Raw genomic sequence first — 12,764 nt, 5'->3', positions numbered from 1 at the left:
GAGAGCGATGCCGATCCTGGAAGAGCCCCGCGACCCCCGCACGGTCACCCTGCCCCCGCGGCCCGCCCGGCACGGGGGCCGGTGCGACGTCCTGGTGGTGGGCGGCGGTCCCGCCGGGTTCGCCGCCGCGGTCGGCGCGGCCGACGCCGGGGCCGACGTCGTGCTGGTGGAGCGGTACGGCTTCCTCGGCGGCAACGCGACCGTGGCGCTGGTGATGCCCCTGATGTCGTTCCACAACGAGCACAAGCAGGCCGCGTTCACCGAGTCCGGGGACACCTCACGGCTGCTGCCCACCGACCACGGCGAGGGCGAGCCGGTGGTCGCGGGTGTGCTGTGGCAGCTGCTCGACCGGCTCATGGGGCGCGGCGGCTGTCTGCCGCCCTCGCCGAAGACCGGGTACACGGTCCCCTTCGACCCGGAGCTGTTCAAGCTCTCCCTGCTCGAGATGATGGACGAGTCGGGAGTACGGATGCTGTTCCACGCCTTCGCCTCCGGCGCGCTGCCCCTCGAGGACGGCTCCGGCTGGCGGGTGGTGTTCGAGACGAAGTCGGGGCCCGTGGTGATCGACGCCGGGGTGGTCGTGGACGGCACCGGCGACGGTGACGTGGCGACGTCCTGCGGGGCACCGTACGAGATCGGCCGGCCCGAGGACGGGCTGGTGCAGCCCATGACGCTGATGTTCCGCGTCGCGGACTTCGCGCGGCCGGACTTCGCCGACTACGTGCGCGCCCACCCCGACCAGTGGCGTGGGGTGCACGGCCTGTGGGACCTGATCGAGGAGGCCAGGGCGAACGGCGAGCTACGGCTGCCGCGCGAGGACATCCTCTTCTTCGCGACCCCGCACCCGCGCGAGATCGCCGTCAACAGCACCCGCGTCAACCGGGTACTCGGTACCAGCGTGTGGGACCTCACCCGCGCCGAGTACACGGCCCGGCGCCAGCTCTCCCAGATCGACCGCTTCCTGCGGACCCGCGTGCCCGGTTTCGAGGAGTCGTACGTGGTGCAGAGCGGCACGCACATCGGCGTACGGGAGAGCCGGCGCGTGCTCGGCGACTACCAGCTGACCGGTCACGACATCCTGGCCGCGCGCACCTTCCCGGACGTGGTCGCGCACGGCGCCTACCCGGTCGACATCCACAACCCGCGCGGCTCCGGCACCATCCTCAAGCGGGTTCCGCAGGGCAGTTTCTACGACATCCCGCTGCGCTGCCTGGTCCCCCGGGACACCGAGCGGCTGCTGGTGGCCGGGCGCTGCATCTCCGGGACGCACGTGGCGCACTCCTCGTACCGGGTCATGCCCATCGCCATGGCGACCGGTCAGGCGGCCGGGGTGTGCGCGGCGCTGACCGTCCGGCACGGGCGCGGTCCGCGCGGCCTGCCCTACCGGATGGTCCAGCACGAGCTGCTGCGGCAGGGGGCCCGGCTGCGCGTGTAGATGTACGCCCGCCGGCCTGGTCAGCTCGCCCAGTCCAGCAGGCGGTCCCGGGTCTCCGGGGCGCGGAGGTGGTCGAGGGATGCCTTCTCCAGCTGGCGGACGCGCTCGCGGGTCAGCCCCACGTGCTGTGCCACCTGGTGCAGGGTGCGGGGGCGGCCGTCGTGCAGGCCGTAGCGCAGGCTGAGGATCAGGGCCTCGCGGGGCGCGAGAGTGCCGACGGCCTCCCGCAGTTCCTCCGCGAGCGCCTGGAACTCGGCGACCTCGGGGGCCTGGAGCACCTCGGTGTCGGGGATGAGGTCGCCTACGACGGTCTCGCCGGTCTCGTCCACCGGGGTGTCCAGGCTGACGGCGTCCCGTCCGACGCGGCGCAGCCAGACGACCTTGTCCCCGTCGATGCCGCTCTCGACGGCCACCTCCTCGGCGGTCGGCTCGCGGTCGAGGCTGCCACGGAGCTTGCGCTCGACCTTGGCCAGCTTATGCAGCTGTTCCACGACGTGCACCGGCAGCCGTACCGTGCGCGCGTGGGTCGCCAGACCCCGCTCGATGGCCTGGCGGATCCACCAGGTGGCGTACGTGGAGAATTTGAAGCCCTTGGTGTGGTCGAACTTCTCGACGGCCCGGATCAGGCCGAGGTTGCCCTCCTGAATGACGTCCAGGAGGGGCAGCCCGCGATGGGCGTGGCGCTTGGCCATCGACACCACGAGCCGCAGGTTGGCCCGCACCATGTGGTCCTTGGCGGCCTGGCCGTCGTGGACGGTCTCCTCCAGTGCGCGGCGCCGTCCGGGGGTCGGGGCAGGCTCGCCGGTGTCGGCCGACTCCAGTTCCTCCAAGGCCCGGACACCGGCCTCGATGCGCCGGGCCAGGCTCACCTCGTCCTCGGCGGTCAGCAGCGGGGTGGCGCCGATCTGGGTCAGGTACTGGCCGAGCAGGTCCGGTTCCTCGTCGGGTTCGGGGATCCGGCTGCGCAGCCGCGCGGTGCGGACGGGGGCCCGGCGGTCCCGCCCGGGGCCCGCCGCGGGGGTCGGGGTTCGTGCCAGGGGGGCCATGTCGTTTCCTCCGTCCCCTTCTGGAGTCCTGGGGTCAGTGCGGGCCGGGGACGCCCCGTTCCCGCCGCAGCCGGCCGGTCACGACCATCAGGTCCGCCGCCGCCAGCAGGGCGAACGCCGCGCACAGGGCGGCGAGGGCCACCAGGCTGCCGCGCCCGGGACTGTCGCCGGGGCCGGTGTCCGCGGCCCACACGCCGAAGAACGCGGCCCCGGCGACGAACAGCGGCAGGAAGACGGCCGACAGCAGCAGCCGCAGCCGCAGCGGGCTCTGTGCGGTGACCGGTTCGGTGCCGGTACGCGGGGAGCGGCGGCCGATCGCGCCGGACCGCGCGCGAGGGGCGGGTTCCGTGGCCCGGCCGGGGCGGCGTCGGTCACTCATGCCTTCCTCCGTACAGGAGTCGGGAACGTCGGCGCTCGGGGCGCCTCAGTGGTCGGGCGCGGCCCTGCTGATGTCCGCCAGGGCGGAGCGCGGATCGTCGGCGGCCGCGAGGTCGCCGAGGGTGACCACGCCGACCGGGACGCCGCCGTGCTCGACGACCGGGAGCCGCCGGACCGCGTGACGTCGCATCAGCTCGGCCGCGCGGTCGGTGGTGTCGTCGGGTCCGAGGGTCACGACGGGCGGGGGCGTGCACACCGAGCCGACCGTGGTGTCGTCGGGGTCGCGGCCGTCGGCGACGCTCCGGAGCACGATGTCGCGGTCGGTGAGCAGGCCGAACAGGTCGCTGTCGTAGGTCACGAGGACATCGCCGACGTCCTCCTCGCGCATCAGCCGGGCCGCCCGCGCCACCGTGGTCATGGGCTCGACGGCCACCGCGGCGGGTGACATCACGTCTCGGATGCGCCGTGTCATGGTCGCGCCTCCCGGGGTGTGGGTACTCGGTTCCGTGCGGGCCGCGTAGCCCGCACCCGGGCCGGTAAACCGCTCTCGGGCGGCCGGCTCAGCCGAGGTCGATCAGGGCCAGACCGATATCGGGGCGGTGGGTCTTGGCCAGTTCGGCCGGGCTGTCCCGGACGACGACCTCCAGCGTCGGCCAGACCCGCCCGGACAGCAGGTGGCCGCCGCGGGTGGAACCGTCGGACAGGCCCACTACGGCGTGCAGGTGCGGGGTCGGCCCGTCGTCGGCGACGGCGACGTCACCGATCAGCGACAGCACCTCGCACTGCTCCTCCACGGGGATGGGCCGGTAGTCCTTGGCCTGCCGGTCGAACCAGCCGACGACCGCTTCCGAGAAGGCGCCCACGGCCGTCACCTGGGAGGCGCCGAGGGAGCGGTCACGGGCGAAGGCGGTGAGTTCGGCGACCGCGTCCTCGCCGGGGTCGAGCACCACCACGTACACCGCGGACGGACCGTCCTGCACCTGCTGCCACTTCATGCCCGCCGGGTACCCGGCGCTGGTCGGGGCAACCCGCCCGGTCGGCGTCGTGACCCGCAGGGGAGGCTGCGCGGAACCCGGGCGACATCCTGGCCACCGGCACTCCGGGCGGCGTCGGGCACGCCCGCAGGCCGGAGCGCTGTCTCCTCGGCGGTGGGACGGTCGTCGCCGAGATCGACGGCCTCGGGCGAGGAGCCCGCGATGTTCATGCCGATCCCGCCGGCCTCGGCACGCGTCGAGCAGCCGGACGTGCCGGCCGGAGGCCCCGCACGGTGACCGTGGCGTACCTTCCCGTACCTTCCCGTACCGGCCCCCCTGACCGGCGTACTGTGCCAGCCCCCCGGCCCCCCTAGTGCGACCCTGACGCGGCGGGACCGATTGCCCGGCGGATCGCGGCGAGCCAGTCGTCGACCGGTCCGAAGGTGAGCAGCCCGCTGCCCGCGCCCGCGAGTTCGCCGGACGCGGGCAGCAGTCGTCCGTACGTCCGCTCCAGGGCCGCGCGGTCGCCGAGTTCGAGGGCGAGTGCGGCCTCGGCGCAGCACAGGGCCTCGTACAGGAGGTCGGGCGGCGGCTCCGGGAGGGCCCTCAGCGCCGTCCGGGCCTCGGCGTCACGGCCGTCGGCGAGGAGGGCGAACGGTTCGGCCCAGGGGCGGTACGGGCCCCAGTCCGCGCGCGGGTCGACCTCCGCCGGCCGCCCGTGGACCAGGCGCAGGCCCAGCAGGGCGAGGGGCAGCAGTCCGCGTTCCAGGCCCGGCATCCCGGCGCCTTCGAGCCGCGCGGCGGCGGACCGGTAGGCGGCCTCGGCGCTGTCGTAGGGGCTGCCGGTGGCGGCCCGGCGCAGGGCTCGGTACCACTCGGTGAAGACGGCCACGAGCGGCCGTTCGTGCCGTTCGGCCAGGCGGTCGGCGGCGGTGGCGTGCTCGTCGGCGGCGGTGAGGTCGGCGAGGGCCGAGCGTGCCTGGAGCCGGATCAGGTGGCCGAGGACCGCGTAGTTGACCAGGCCGTGCCGGGCGGCGAGGGCGACGAGTTCGGCGCCGATCGCGTCGCGGCGCGGGGCCAGTCCGGCGGTGGTGCAGGACTGCATGAAGACGCCGTTGAGGGCGAAGGCGAGCAGCGCGGGGTCGTCCAGGCGGCGGGCGATCCGCTCGGCCGCGTCCGCCGCCCGCGGTCCGCGCGGGGACCGGACCCCCCGGGACTCCAGGGCGACGGTGGCCAGCAGGCGGCAGCGGTCCGCTTCGGCGGTGGTGTCGTCCGGCAGCGCGGCGAGGGTGCGCTCGGCCGCCGCGACGATCCGCCGGGCCCGTTCGGGGTCGTCGCTGCGGGTCCAGTTGGCGGGCACGTCGTAGGCGCCGATCACCCGGGCCGTCAGTTCCGCGTCGCCCGTCTCCTCCGCCGCCGCGACAGCCGTCATACGGTGCTCCCGGGCGGCCTCCAGACCACCGCCGCCGGTGACCGCGAGGGAGCACAGCAGGCCCACGGTCGACTCCAGGCGGGCGTGGGCACCGGCGGCGACCGTGCGGTCGTACGCCTCGGTGGCGCGGGCCCACAGCCGGGCCGCCGCCTCCGCCGGCTCACTGGGCGGGTCCAGGCCGGGGTCCTGGGCGAGGACGCCGGCCTCCAGGCGGCGCAGCCGGGGCCCGGGGTCAATGCCCAGCTGTCCGGCGAGCAGGGCGCGGGCGCGGCGCAGCACGGCGAGAGCGTCCGCCTGGCGTCCGGTCCGGTACAGGGCCAGGGCGAGCAGGCGCCAGGCCTCCTCGCGCCAGGGATGCTCGGTCAGGTGCGCGTCCAGGTCGGGGACCGCCTCGGCGGCGCGGCCCAACTCCACGAGCAGTTCAGCGCGCCGTTCGACGGCACGCAGCCGCAGTTCGGTGAGCCGGGAGCGCTCGCCGCGGGCCCATGCCTCGCCGCCGAACTCGGCGTAGGCGGGGCCCCGCCACTCCCCCAGCGCCACCCGCAGCCGGTCCGGCGCCTGTGCGGCCGGCAGCCGGTCGGCCTGAGCGACGGCCGCCTCGAAGCGCCACGCGTCCACGGCGTCCGGCGCCGCGCGCAGGGCGTACCCGGGCCCCTCGGTGACCAGCAGCCGGGCCGGGGCCCGCGGCGGACGGTCGGGTTCCAGGGCGCGGCGCAGATCCCCGACGAAGGTGCGAACCGCGCCCACGGCCCGCGGCGGTGGTTCGTCCCACAGGTCCTCGACCAGGCGGGCGAGCGGAACGACCCGCCTCCGGGCCAGGAGGAGGCGGGCCAGCACGGCGCGGTGCCGGGGGCCCTTGAGGGCCGGCACGGCGCCCGCGCGCTCGGCCGTGACCGGTCCGAGCACACCGAACGTGACCGCTTCCATGTTCCGTCCGCTCCGATCCGCACCGCTCGTGCGAGCACCACGGTACGCGTGCTGATCGGTTGCTGATTCGCGCGCGGCAGGCTCGAAGCAGTCACCGGTACGGCGGTGAACAGAGTGGAACAGAGAGGCACAGACCAGCCATGGAACCGACCATCCCGGGCTTCACCCACGACCGCGTGACGGTCGCCGACGGGGTCGCCCTACACGTGGCCGTCGGCGGCTCCGGCAGCCCGATCGTGCTGCTGCACGGCTTCCCGCAGACCCACCTGATGTGGCGGCACGTCGCCGCCGACCTCGCGGCCCAGCACACCGTCATCTGCCCCGACCTGCGCGGTTACGGCGACAGCGACAAGCCGGCCGACCCGGACGGCACCACCTACGCCAAGCGGGCCATGGCCGCCGACGTCGTCGCCCTCGCCCGGGCGCTCGGGCACGAGCGGTTCGCGCTGGCCGGGCACGACCGGGGCGCCCTCGTCGCGGTGCGGGCGGGGCTCGACCACCCGGACGCGGTGACGCACCTGGCCGCGCTGGACGTGCTGCCGACCCTCGACATGTGGGACGTCCTGCACGGCACCACCGCGGCGGTGGGCTTCCACCTGTACCTGATGGCGCAGCCGCCCGGACTGCCGGAGCAGTTGATCGGCGCCGCGCCGGACGCGTTCTTCGGTCACTTCCTCGACCTCTGGACGCGGGACCCGGACGCCCTGCCCGCCGACGTACGCGCCGCCTATCTGAAGGCGTCGCGCGAGGCGGTGCCGTCCATCGTGGCCGACTACCGTGCCTCGGCCGGCATCGACGTCGCCCACGACCGGGCCGACCGCGCAGGCGGCAACCGGCTGCGGATGCCCGTGACCGTCCTCCAGCAGGACTGGGGCGCCGCCCTCGGCTACGACGCCGCCGCGCTGTGGCGGGCCTGGGCCCCGGACCTGCGGCACGACACCGTCGACTGCGGCCACTTCATGGCGGAGGAGGCGCCCGGCGAGGTCGCCGGGGCCTTGCGGAAGCTGCTGACACGGTAGGCCCCGAGGGGACGATCCGGGCGTCGGCGACCGGCGTACAACGGCCTGTTGTGCGTGGTTTCCGAGCGGTTGTTTGATCCGCGGTGCCGCCACTCGCTTTGATGTCGGGCGTGACGGAGTCGGGCGTGACGGAGTCGGGCGTCGTGGGCAGCGGGTCGCTGGGGCGGCGGTTCGGGTGGTTGTGGGCCGCGTACTCCGTCAGCACGTTCGGCACGCGGCTCGCGTTCGACGCCTTTCCGCTGATCGCGGTCGTCGTGCTGGACGCCGGAGCGGCGCAGGTGGCGGCGCTCGCGGCGGCCGGTCTCGCGGTGGGAGCGCTGGCGGCGGTACCGCTGGGGCCGTGGGTGGAGTTCCGGCGCAAGCGGCCGGTCATGGTCGCGATGGACCTGGTCCGGTGCGTGGTGCTGCTGAGTGTGCCGCTCGCGTTCGCGTGCGGCCGGCTCGGTTTCACCCAGTTGCTGGTCGTGTCGGTCGTCGTCGCCGCGGCGGACATCACGTTCAGGGCTGCCGCCGGTTCCTGTCTCAAGGCTCTGGTACGGCCGCGGGACCTGCTGACCGCGAACGCCCGGTTCGAGGCGACGACCTGGACCGCGGCGATGCTCGGGCCCCCGGTCGGCGGGGCCGCGGTCGGACTCTTCGGGCCGGTGGTGACGGTGGCGGTCGACGCGGCCAGCTATCTGCTGTCGGCGCTGGGGATCCGGGCGATCGGCGGCGGGGAGCCACCCCCGCGTCGCGCCGACGTGCCCCGGCTGCGGGCCGGTGAGCTGCTGGAGGGCTGGCGCTACGTCCTCGCCTCGCCGGGTCTGCGTCCGCTGTTCCTCAACACGGTCCTGGTCAACGGCCTGATCATGGCGACCGCACCGCTGCTCGCCGTCCTCATGCTGGGCGATCTGGGCTTCGCGCCCTGGCAGTACGGTCTCGCCTTCGCGGTGCCCTGCGCCGGCGGACTGGTCGGCTCCCGGCTGGCCCGGACGCTCGTGGCGCGCTTCGGGCAGCACCGGGTGCTGGTCACCAGCGGGGTGCTGCGCGTGTGCTGGCCCGTCGGGCTGGCCTTCGTCGGTCCCGGCACCTCGGGGTTGGTTCTCGTGATGGTCGTCGAGTTCGGGCTGATCACGTCCGTCGGCGTGTTCAACCCGGTGTACGCCACCCGTCGACTGGACCTGACCCCGACGGACAGGGTCGCGCGTACCCTGTCCGCCTGGACGGTCAGCGGGAAACTGGCGACCGCGGGACTGACCGCGGTGTGGGGCCTGCTGGCGGGCCTGACCGGAACGCGTGCGGCCGTCGCGCTCGCGGGCGTACTGCTCCTCGCGACGCCGCTGCTGCTGCCGCGGCAGGACCACGAGTCCGGTCGGACCGGAGCCTACCGGTGACCGGTGAAGTCCCACCGGTCGTCTCGGTACCGGCGAAGGGGCACCAACTCCCGCGCGGAAGCCGTTGTTCGCTACTGCGGCGGCACGCCTCGGCCGAGGGCGGGGAACTCCCGGCGGGCCTCGGCGAACAGGTCCGGGTAGTCGGTGCCGTGGGTGACCGCGGCGGCGAAGAGGGCGCCGAGCGCGGCGCGCAGCGGATCCGGTTCGGCCGCGGCACGCAGCGCGGGCATGGCCATGGCCTGTCGCAGCGGGTTGCCACGGCATTCGACGGACGCGTCCGACGCGCCGGGAGTGACGCGGTCGTCGGTGAAGAAGCGTTCCCAGGCCCGCCTGGGGTCGTCGAACGGGGCGGGCAAGGGCTCCCCCCGGTCCAGCGCCGCCAGCGCGGGCGTGATCCAGTCGACGCCGTCCAGCCCCGCCGCGGTGAAGGCCCGGTGGGCTGCCCACCGCGCAAGGCTCCGCTGCGTCGCCGGACATGCCGCGTCGACGGCGTCGAGCAGGTCCCGGTCCAGTGGGACGAGCCCGCGGGCGTCGCCGCCGACTTCCCGTACTCGCCGGCTGGGCAGCCGACCGCCCCAGGACAGGGTCTCCGCGCGTTCCCGTGCGGCCCCTTCCCCGGAAGGGGGCGGCGGCAGGCTGCGCGCGTACCGGTGCCGGCCCTCGGCGCTGCGTGAGGTCTGCCGGACGACCCGGTCCGCGGCGGGCGGGGCGGGCCAGAACTGCAGCAGATACTGGCCGACCGGCCCGGCGGCCTCGGCCGCGGTGGACCCGGTCTCCTCGCTCCGGTCCATTCCGCGTCCGCAGTAGCGCACCCGGTGGTCGGCGGGCGGCAGGTCCATCTCGCACAGCGCCCCGTGGCCGCAGGGCAGGACGGCCGTCGAGGGGGAGACGGGCCGGAAGGACGCCTCCACCACGTCCTCCCAGCCGTCGTCGAGCGGCGGGGCGCACCCGTGCACCTCGACGGTCAGCCCGACCCTGCCGGTCCGCAGGCCGGTGCCCAGGAGGAGACAGCCGGGGACGGCCGCACCGCACAGACCGTTGATCTGTCCGGCGCAGGCCTCCGACGGTCCGGGACCGTGCGGGTCCCGGCGGCTGTCCACATGGAACCGCCCGTGGACGACCGCCAGTTCACCGCTGTACACCCTCCGCATGACCGCCCCCTGATCGCGTCCGACTCCCTGTGAGGCCACCAGTATGCGGAGGGGGTCTGACAACAGGCCGGGCGACAAGTACGCCGACGGGTGTGCGGACGCCGGTCAGCGCGCCCCGGAGACGTCCTCCGTGACGCCGTTCAGCGGCGAGGAAGGGTCGCTGCCGTAAGGGCGGGTGAAGGCCTCCATACCGTGCCCGGAAGGGTCGGTGAAGTACACGCCCCGCCCGCCGTCGTTGCGGTTGATCCGGCGCGGGTGCCGGCCGTGCGGGTCGGCCTGAATGGCTACCCCGCCCGCCACGAGCCGGGCGAGGATCGCGTCGAACTCGCCCTCGGAAACGAGGAACGCGTAGTGCTGCACGGGGATGTCGGTGCCGACGGTGGCGAAATCGAGGGTGACGCCGTTGGCGGTCGTCACGGGCAGGAACATTCCGGCCGGCTCGCCGACCTCCAGCCCCAGGATTCCGGCGAGGAAGTGAGCGGACTTCTCCCGGTCGCGGGAGAGAACGATGGTGTGGTTGAACTCGACTGACACGGGTCAATGCCTCCACGGGCATCTCCGCGGCGCCTCCATGCCTCACCCGGACGGTGACCGGCACGCGATGCCGCGCTGGGGATCCTAGACAAGGCGCAGTGAGGTGTCGACACCCGGCGAAACCCTGTGGAGCGTAGTGCGGGCCCCGTGCTTGCATGGCGCCATGGTGTCCCCCGACCGTCTGCTCGCCTTCGCGGCGTTGTCGTTCCTGCTCATCGTGATCCCCGGCCCCAGTGTGCTGTTCGTGGTCGGCAGGGCGCTGGCGCGGGGCCGCCGCGCCGCGCTCACCACCGTGGCCGGGAACACGCTCGGCGCCTACGTCCTCGTCGTCGCCGTCGCTCTGGGCGTCGGGTCGGTCGTCGAGCGGTCGGTCGTCGTCTTCACCGTCCTCAAACTGGCCGGCGCCGCCTACCTGGTGTACCTCGGGGTCAGGGCGTGGCGCGAACGCGGGCGCCCGCGGGCCGCGTTCACCGGCGACACGGAGGGGCGCGGCGGTCGGCGGCGCACCTTCTGGGAAGGCTTCGCCGTCGGTGTGACCAACCCCAAGACCATCGTGTTCTTCGCCGCCGTACTGCCGCATTTCGTCGACCGGGACCGGGGCGGCGTCACCGTGCAGATTCTGCTGCTCGGTCTGGTCTTCAACGCCGTCGCGCTGGCCTGCGACAGTGTGTGGGGGCTCCTCGCGGCGAGCGCGCGGGACTGGTTCGCGCGTTCACCGCGCCGGCTGTCCGCGGTCGGCGGGGCGGGCGGCCTGGCGATGATCGGCCTCGGCGTCACCGTGGCCACGACCGGGCGCACCGACTGACCGACCAGTAGTGCCTCGTCACGCGCTACCGGGCCTGGCGCGGGGCCGTGCCCCCAGCGGCGCTGTCGCCGGCCGTGGACGCGGTGATCGAGGTCGTTTCTCAGGGGGACGCCTGGTCGCTGTCCTTCATCGCGCCCCAGCCGTGCCAGCGCTCCACCTCGATCCAGGCACTGACCCGGGGGCGGACCCGGTCCGGGTACGGGCTGCCCGTGTAGTGCCTGGAGAGGCGGTCGATGCCGGTGAGGTCCTCGTCGTCGCGGGTCTCGGTGACACGGCCGATGAGGGTGACGTGGGTGTACCAGTCGTCGCCCGCGAGGACGGTGAGGGTCACGCGCGGGTCGCGGCGCAGGTGCCCCAGGCGCACCCGGCCCCCGTCGAGGTTGATCAGGACCCGGCCGTCGTCCTCCCACAGGTACCAGGTGGGCGTGGAGACGGGGGCGCCGTCCGATCGGAGGGTGGCCATGACGCACGGGTTGGGACGGCGCAGCAGGTCGACGGCCTCGGACGGCAGCGGCGGCTCGGACATGCGGACTCCTCTGTTCTTGGTGTGTGCCGAGGCGGTGTCGGCGGTGTCGGCGTTCAGGTTGCTCCTACCCCCGGTACCCCGGGTGCGCTCAGTCGGACGGCTTCTCGTCGAAACTGGCGAAGTACGCCGCCGCCATGTCCTGGTCGCCGTGCCCCTGCGCGGCGGCGCGCGCCAGGCGTTGCGCGCCGGCGGCGGCCACGTCCAGGCGGACGCCGTTCGCCTCGCCGGCCTCGACGATCAGCCGGGCGTCCTTCGCGGCGGTGGTGACCGCGAACTGGGCCGGCGTCAGCGCGCCGTCACGGATCATTCCGGCCTTGGCGCGCAGGTAGCCCATGTCGAGCGGGCCACCGGCGATGGCGTCGAAGAAGCCGTCCGGGTCCACGCCCAGTGCCTTGGCGAGCGCCAGGACCTCGCCCGCCGCGTTGGTGGCGGCGAGGACCCAGCTGTTGGCCACCAGCTTCAGCCGGGTGGCGCTGCCGGCGGCGCCGTCCTCGCCGGTCCACACCGTGCGGGAGCCGACGGCGTCCAGGACGGGCGCCACCACGTCCCGAGCGTCGGCCGGCCCGGCGGCCAGGACCAGCAGCTGTCCGGCCTCGGCGGGTTGGCGGGTGCCGAGGACGGGCGCGTCGAAGAAGACGAGGTCGTGCTCCTGGGCGAATGCCGCCAGGTCGGCGACCGCGTCGACGCCGGCGGTGGTCGACTGGACCCACGCGGTGCCGGGGCGCAGCCCGGGGGCGGCCTGCCGCATGACGTCGAGGGCTGCCGGACCGTCGTACAGCATGGTGAGGACGACGTCGGCGCCCCGCACCGCCTCCTCGGGGCCGCCCGCGACGTGCGCGCCGTCGGCGGCCAGGGGCTCGGCCTTGTCCCGGCTGCGGTTCCAGGCCCGGACGGTGTGCCCGGCCCGGGCGAGGTTGCGGGCCATCGCGGCACCCATGATGCCGGTGCCCAGGACGCTCACGGTGAGCTGGTCGGTCATGACGTCGGCTTCCTGTGCTCGTTCGGTTCGGTGGCCGGGGCCCGGGGCGCGGGGCCCGGTGATCAGCCTGCCATCCGGTGGCGGGCGGCGCCGGTCGGCCCGGCGGGCCGGGCCTGATGGCCGTCCACCGACTCGGCGCCCCCGGGACGCCGGCCGGCACGTGGAGGGCCGCGCCCGCGCGTCCC

General features: G+C 74.6%; 14 protein-coding genes. 5 read left to right on the top strand and 9 right to left on the bottom strand.

Going from position 1 to position 12,764, the window contains the following annotated elements:
• Positions 1–7 precede the first annotated feature (7 nt).
• Positions 8–1,435, top strand: coding sequence for an FAD-dependent oxidoreductase (locus ACFW48_RS29225; protein ID WP_386319629.1), 1,428 nt, complete (start codon positions 8–10; stop codon positions 1,433–1,435).
• Between the two features lie 20 nt (positions 1,436–1,455).
• On the opposite strand, the gene ACFW48_RS29220 is transcribed toward ACFW48_RS29225, so the two are convergent.
• The 4 genes from ACFW48_RS29220 to ACFW48_RS29205 form a co-directional block, all read right to left on the bottom strand.
• Positions 1,456–2,481: an RNA polymerase sigma factor RpoD/SigA gene (locus ACFW48_RS29220; RefSeq protein ID WP_386319627.1), complete on the bottom strand. Its 1,026-nt coding sequence runs from the start codon at positions 2,479–2,481 to the stop codon at positions 1,456–1,458.
• A gap of 34 nt (positions 2,482–2,515) precedes the next feature.
• Positions 2,516–2,860 carry a DUF6343 family protein gene (locus tag ACFW48_RS29215; protein ID WP_386319624.1) on the bottom strand — a complete coding sequence of 115 codons (345 nt, stop codon included), beginning with the start codon at positions 2,858–2,860 and terminating at the stop codon, positions 2,516–2,518.
• Between the two features lie 45 nt (positions 2,861–2,905).
• Positions 2,906–3,331 carry a CBS domain-containing protein gene (locus tag ACFW48_RS29210; protein WP_345635517.1) on the bottom strand — a complete coding sequence of 142 codons (426 nt, stop codon included), beginning with the start codon at positions 3,329–3,331 and terminating at the stop codon, positions 2,906–2,908.
• A gap of 88 nt (positions 3,332–3,419) precedes the next feature.
• Entirely contained in the window at positions 3,420–3,854 is a 435-nt protein-coding gene (locus ACFW48_RS29205) for a PPC domain-containing DNA-binding protein (protein WP_386319620.1), read from the bottom strand.
• An 86-nt stretch (positions 3,855–3,940) separates the two neighbouring features.
• Between ACFW48_RS29205 and ACFW48_RS29200 the strand changes: the two genes are divergently transcribed.
• Positions 3,941–4,207 carry a hypothetical protein gene (locus ACFW48_RS29200; RefSeq protein WP_386319794.1) on the top strand — a complete coding sequence of 89 codons (267 nt, stop codon included), beginning with the start codon at positions 3,941–3,943 and terminating at the stop codon, positions 4,205–4,207.
• Here the strand turns inward: ACFW48_RS29200 and ACFW48_RS29195 are convergent.
• Positions 4,204–6,192 (bottom strand): BTAD domain-containing putative transcriptional regulator, encoded by a 1,989-nt coding sequence (locus tag ACFW48_RS29195; RefSeq protein WP_386319617.1) that lies wholly within the window; start codon positions 6,190–6,192, stop codon positions 4,204–4,206. The two genes, ACFW48_RS29200 and ACFW48_RS29195, sit on opposite strands and share 4 nt — an antisense overlap.
• Before the next feature lie 140 nt (positions 6,193–6,332).
• Here ACFW48_RS29195 and ACFW48_RS29190 point away from each other — a divergent pair, with 140 nt between their 5' ends.
• Together ACFW48_RS29190 and ACFW48_RS29185 are read left to right on the top strand one after the other, a co-directional pair.
• The gene (locus ACFW48_RS29190; protein ID WP_386319614.1) at positions 6,333–7,211 is read left to right on the top strand and encodes an alpha/beta fold hydrolase; all 879 of its coding nucleotides are present in this window, start codon (positions 6,333–6,335) and stop codon (positions 7,209–7,211) included.
• Between the two features lie 101 nt (positions 7,212–7,312).
• The gene (locus tag ACFW48_RS29185) at positions 7,313–8,584 is read left to right on the top strand and encodes an MFS transporter (RefSeq protein WP_386319613.1); all 1,272 of its coding nucleotides are present in this window, start codon (positions 7,313–7,315) and stop codon (positions 8,582–8,584) included.
• A gap of 71 nt (positions 8,585–8,655) precedes the next feature.
• Here the strand turns inward: ACFW48_RS29185 and ACFW48_RS29180 are convergent, their stop codons facing one another.
• Positions 8,656–9,735 (bottom strand): hypothetical protein, encoded by a 1,080-nt coding sequence (locus tag ACFW48_RS29180; protein ID WP_386319612.1) that lies wholly within the window; start codon positions 9,733–9,735, stop codon positions 8,656–8,658.
• 105 nt (positions 9,736–9,840) lie between these two features.
• Entirely contained in the window at positions 9,841–10,269 is a 429-nt protein-coding gene (locus tag ACFW48_RS29175) for a VOC family protein (protein ID WP_386319611.1), read from the bottom strand.
• Between the two features lie 163 nt (positions 10,270–10,432).
• Between ACFW48_RS29175 and ACFW48_RS29170 the strand changes: the two genes are divergently transcribed.
• Complete coding sequence (locus ACFW48_RS29170; protein ID WP_386319610.1) at positions 10,433–11,074, top strand: LysE family translocator; 642 nt, start codon at positions 10,433–10,435, stop codon at positions 11,072–11,074.
• Positions 11,075–11,174: 100 nt separating this feature from the next.
• Here ACFW48_RS29170 and ACFW48_RS29165 read toward each other — a convergent pair whose 3' ends face one another.
• Both ACFW48_RS29165 and ACFW48_RS29160 read right to left on the bottom strand, forming a co-directional pair.
• Positions 11,175–11,600: a PPOX class F420-dependent oxidoreductase gene (locus tag ACFW48_RS29165; protein WP_386319607.1), complete on the bottom strand. Its 426-nt coding sequence runs from the start codon at positions 11,598–11,600 to the stop codon at positions 11,175–11,177.
• A gap of 88 nt (positions 11,601–11,688) precedes the next feature.
• Complete coding sequence (locus ACFW48_RS29160; protein ID WP_386319604.1) at positions 11,689–12,579, bottom strand: NAD(P)-dependent oxidoreductase; 891 nt, start codon at positions 12,577–12,579, stop codon at positions 11,689–11,691.
• Between the last annotated feature and the right edge of the window lie 185 nt (positions 12,580–12,764).

The organism is Streptomyces sp. NPDC058812 (genome assembly GCF_042744565.1).
In the GTDB taxonomy this organism is placed as follows: domain Bacteria; phylum Actinomycetota; class Actinomycetes; order Streptomycetales; family Streptomycetaceae; genus Streptomyces; species Streptomyces thinghirensis.
Note: the sequence above shows the minus strand (reverse complement) of the source record. Positions and strands in the feature narration are given on the sequence as shown.

What these genes read in the sequence shown, in the direction of transcription:
- ACFW48_RS29215 (WP_386319624.1), bottom strand. Translation starts at nt 2,860, where the DNA reads ATGAGTGACCGACGCCGCCCCGGCCGGGCCACGGAACCCGCCCCTCGC.
- ACFW48_RS29160 (WP_386319604.1), bottom strand. Translation starts at nt 12,579, where the DNA reads ATGACCGACCAGCTCACCGTGAGCGTCCTGGGCACCGGCATCATGGGT.
- ACFW48_RS29205 (WP_386319620.1), bottom strand. Translation starts at nt 3,854, where the DNA reads ATGAAGTGGCAGCAGGTGCAGGACGGTCCGTCCGCGGTGTACGTGGTG.
- ACFW48_RS29225 (WP_386319629.1), top strand. Translation starts at nt 8, where the DNA reads ATGCCGATCCTGGAAGAGCCCCGCGACCCCCGCACGGTCACCCTGCCC.
- ACFW48_RS29180 (WP_386319612.1), bottom strand. Translation starts at nt 9,735, where the DNA reads ATGCGGAGGGTGTACAGCGGTGAACTGGCGGTCGTCCACGGGCGGTTC.
- ACFW48_RS29185 (WP_386319613.1), top strand. Translation starts at nt 7,313, where the DNA reads ATGTCGGGCGTGACGGAGTCGGGCGTGACGGAGTCGGGCGTCGTGGGC.
- ACFW48_RS29165 (WP_386319607.1), bottom strand. Translation starts at nt 11,600, where the DNA reads ATGTCCGAGCCGCCGCTGCCGTCCGAGGCCGTCGACCTGCTGCGCCGT.
- ACFW48_RS29195 (WP_386319617.1), bottom strand. Translation starts at nt 6,192, where the DNA reads ATGGAAGCGGTCACGTTCGGTGTGCTCGGACCGGTCACGGCCGAGCGC.
- ACFW48_RS29190 (WP_386319614.1), top strand. Translation starts at nt 6,333, where the DNA reads ATGGAACCGACCATCCCGGGCTTCACCCACGACCGCGTGACGGTCGCC.
- ACFW48_RS29210 (WP_345635517.1), bottom strand. Translation starts at nt 3,331, where the DNA reads ATGACACGGCGCATCCGAGACGTGATGTCACCCGCCGCGGTGGCCGTC.
- ACFW48_RS29220 (WP_386319627.1), bottom strand. Translation starts at nt 2,481, where the DNA reads ATGGCCCCCCTGGCACGAACCCCGACCCCCGCGGCGGGCCCCGGGCGG.
- ACFW48_RS29170 (WP_386319610.1), top strand. Translation starts at nt 10,433, where the DNA reads ATGGTGTCCCCCGACCGTCTGCTCGCCTTCGCGGCGTTGTCGTTCCTG.